The sequence below is a fragment of the Pinirhizobacter sp. genome, assembly GCF_035317885.1.
GTDB lineage: Bacteria > Pseudomonadota > Gammaproteobacteria > Xanthomonadales > Rhodanobacteraceae > Pinirhizobacter.
This window is the reverse complement of the sequence record NZ_DATHFX010000244.1, coordinates 1-3793: the sequence shown is the minus strand read 5'-3', so window position 1 is coordinate 3793 and position 3793 is coordinate 1. Positions and strand designations below refer to the sequence as shown.

The 3793-nt window shown below is 67.7% G+C and carries 1 protein-coding gene; it reads left to right on the top strand.

Features of this window, described 5'->3' with window-relative positions; translation table 11 throughout:
* On the top strand, nt 1-3793 hold a 3793-nt coding region (locus VK519_RS07940), incomplete at both ends, for a YhdP family protein (protein ID WP_324348808.1).

Here is a 3793-nt window from a genome sequence, read left to right as displayed (position 1 = left end):
ATCATCGGCCTTGTCGCCGGTGTGTTGATCCTTGCCGCCGTGACGATGGCGCTGGGGCAGTTGTTGCTGCCGTTGGCGGCACGTTACCCCGCGCGCGTGGCGGCGATCCTTAGCGACCGCCTGCACCGCGACATCCGCTTTGCAACCCTGGAAGGACACTGGCAGCCATCCGGGCCCGTCCTGGTGGCGCATGACGTCACCCTGCAGGGTGCCGACGGCGCACCGCCGCTGATGTTGCCCACGGCTGAATTCAAGCTCGATTTCGGTGCTCTGTTCATGCGTTCGCGGAACTGGCTGAACTTGCGCCTGGGAGGTGTGCGCCTGCAGTTGCGCCGCGATACGGTGGGTGTGTGGCATGTCGACGGTTTTGGTGCAGGCGGCGGACGGCAGGCTTCGCTGGGTGATCTCTCGGCGGACCTCTGGGTGAGCGATTTCGGCCTGTCGCTGCTCGATGAACGCACCGGCCACCGTTTTGAACTGCGCAGTCCGCAGGCGCACCTGCGCAAGCGTGGCGGCAACCTGCGTTTTGCCGGCGACCTGATGCGCGTGGGCAGCCCCGGCCGCGTGCATGCGGTGGGCCTGTTCGCCGACGATGGCAGCTTCGGGCGGGTCTACGCGCGTGCCGACAATGTCGACCTCAAGGCCATGGTCGGCGACCTGGATGTCGATGGCTATGGCGTGAGCGCGGGTAACGGCAGCTTCCAGGCGTGGAACGACTGGCGCCGCGGCGTGGTGGTGCGTAGCGTTGCTCGCCTGGACCTGGCCAATCTGGCCATGCATGGGCCCACCCAGGCCGTGGCCACGACCGGGCTGCACGGCCTGGTCGATTTCCAGCGACGCACCGATGGCGACCATGTGCTCTGGGCCGCCGACGACAAGGGCGTGCTGGCACTCACCATCGGCACGCAGGGCAACATGGACATCGCGGCCCACGAAGTGGATCTTGCGCCACTGCTGCCCTGGGCCGCCTTGTTGCCTTCCACTCCGCCGGGCGTGGCGGCGTGGCTGGCCAGGGGACGGCCACGCGGCAAACTCACCAGCGCCACCGCGCACTGGGGCGACGACGTCGACACGCGCTCGGTGGCGGCCAGCTTTCAAGGCCTTGGCATCGATGCGGTGGGCAATCTTCCCGGCATCGACCACCTCCAGGGCGATGTCCGCGGCGATGGCAGCGCGATGGCGTTGCAGCTGCCACGCCAGGCCGTCACGGTGTCCTTTCCCAATGTGTTCCGCAAACCCTTCCTGATGTCGGCCATCGACGGCGACATCGCCGCCTGGCATGAAGAGGGCAATTGGCACCTGGGGGTGGATACGCTCGACTTCACCGGCGAGCAGTTCGCCGGCCAGGCCCGTGGCGAGATCCGTTTCCCCGATGCCGGCGGCCGTCCGTGCCTGGATCTCTACGCCAGCATTTCAGGAGCGCAGGTTTCCGCCGCCAAGCTGTTCTGGCCCTACCGGTCCATGCCCGAGGGCACCATCCGCTGGCTCGACCGCGCGCTGGTCGCAGGCACGATTGAATCCGCCTCGGCGCTGGTGCGCGGGAGCTTGGCTGACTGGCCCTTCAAGGGGAACGAAGGTCGTTTCGAAGGTCGCGCCGTGCTTCGCGACCTCGCCCTGGACTACAGCGATAGCTGGCCGGCGGCCGACCACGTCAACGCCGTGGCGAGCTTCGTCGACAACGGCATGCAGGTGGACGTGGCCGCGGGCCAGGCACGCCAGGTGCACGCGGAGAAGGCCCAGGCCACCATCGCCGACTTCGCCGATTCCGTGCTGGACCTTAGCGTCTCCGGGGGAGGCTCGGCGGCGTCCTTGCTGGACTTTGTCCGCAACAGCCCGGTGGCGCGCAACAGCGCCGATACGCTGGACAAGCTCAAGCTCGGCGGCGACGCCAGCTTCGACTTCCGCCTGGTGATGCCGCTGAAGAAAGGCGAGGATTTCAACCTGCAGGGCACGGCCCAGCTCAAAGGCGCCGACCTCGTGGCCGATGCCTGGGGATTGAAGCTGGGCAAGCTCACCGGTCCCCTTACCTTCGACGGCAAGGGCATGAAGGCCGGTCCGTTGCAGACAACCTACCGTGATCGGCCCGCCACGCTTGAGCTGGGTGTGGCCGATGGCACGGATGATCCGGGCAAGATCTTCAACGCACGCCTGCAAGGTGATTTCTCCGTCGCCGAACTCGTTGCCGGTTACGACAACATCAAGTGGCTCGGCGACCTGGCCAATGGCCGCGCCAGCTTCGATGTCGGTTTCGATGTCTCCCGTGCAGGCAACGACAAGACCACGCAGGCCCTGCACGTGAGCTCCGACCTTCGCGGCATCGAGCTGAAGCTCCCAGCGCCTGCGAAGAAGAAGGCCGACGCGGCGTTGCCGATCAGCGTGGACCTGGGCCTGCCGACCGACGGCGCGGAACTGCGCCTGGCGCTGGGCGACGCGGTGCGTGCGCGCATGCGCCTGGGCGCCGACAAGGGGCCGCCGTTTGCCGCCACCTTCAACCTGGGCACCACCATGCCTGCCACGCTGCCGGACAAGGGCATGCGTTTTGCCGGCCACGGCGACGTGGTGGATGTTTCCGGATGGGTGCAGTACGCCACCGGCTTCGGCGGTAGCGGGCAGGGCCCGGGCCTGGATGGCATCGACATCAACGCCGATCACGCGCTGGTGTTCGGCCAGGACTTCGGTCAGATGCACCTGGTGGCTACCCCTGGCCCCGACGCGCTAAAGATCACCGTGGACAGCCCCAACCTCGTCGGCAGCTTCGACGTGCCTTCCAGCGATCTCGCACGCCGCGGCGTGACCGCACGGCTGCCGCGTGTCTATTGGCCACGCGACGACACTGCCGCCGCCAAGGGCAAAGCCGGGACCAAGGCACCCGCAGCATCCGTGGCGGTGCCCTCCGACGGCGCAGGCGCTACGGCAGCCGCGCCGCCGGTACCCAAGCCGGTCGAGCCCGGCATCGCGCCGGCCAGCGTGCCGCCGCTGCACCTTTTCATCGGCGACCTGCGGCTGGGCGATGCCAAGCTCGGCGAGGCGCGCCTGGAAACCTGGCCCACCGACAAAGGCATGCACATCGACCAGCTGCGCAGCCAGTCGAACAGCATCCAGGTCACCGCCAGCGGCGACTGGGATGGAAACGCCACGGCCAGCCGCACGCACCTGGCGATGGATTTTGCCGCCGAGAACCTCGGCGGCATGCTCGATGCCCTCGGTTTCGGCGGCCTGTTCGAAGGCGGCCGTACCCAGGCGCGCCTGGACGCCAGCTGGGCTGGTGGACCGTCGGCGCTGACGCTTGCCAACATGAACGGCCAGCTGCGGGTGGACGTGGCCAAGGGGCGGATTCCCGAGGTGCAGCCGGGCGTGGGACGTTTGTTCGGCCTGGTCTCGCTGTCGGAGTTGCCGCGGCGCTTGTCGCTGGATTTCGGCGACGTGCTTGGCAAGGGCCTTTCCTTCGATTCGATCAAGGGCGATTTCCACCTGGCCGATGGCAACGCCTCCACCAACAACCTGCAGATCCGCGGGCCGGCAGCGGACATCACCATCACCGGCCGCACCGGATTGCGCTCACGCGATTACGACCAGCAGGTGCTGGTAGTGCCCCACCTTGGCAACAGCCTGCCGGTGGTCGGTGCCCTGGCTGGCGGACCGGTCGGGGCGGCGGCAGGTTTCGCCGTGCAGGGCCTGCTCGGGCGCGGCCTGAACAAGGCCTCGGGCAAGCGCTATACGGTGAAAGGCGGTTGGGACAAGCCGGTTTTCACTCCGGTGGACAAAAAAGAAGGCGCTCCGTCGAAGACCTACG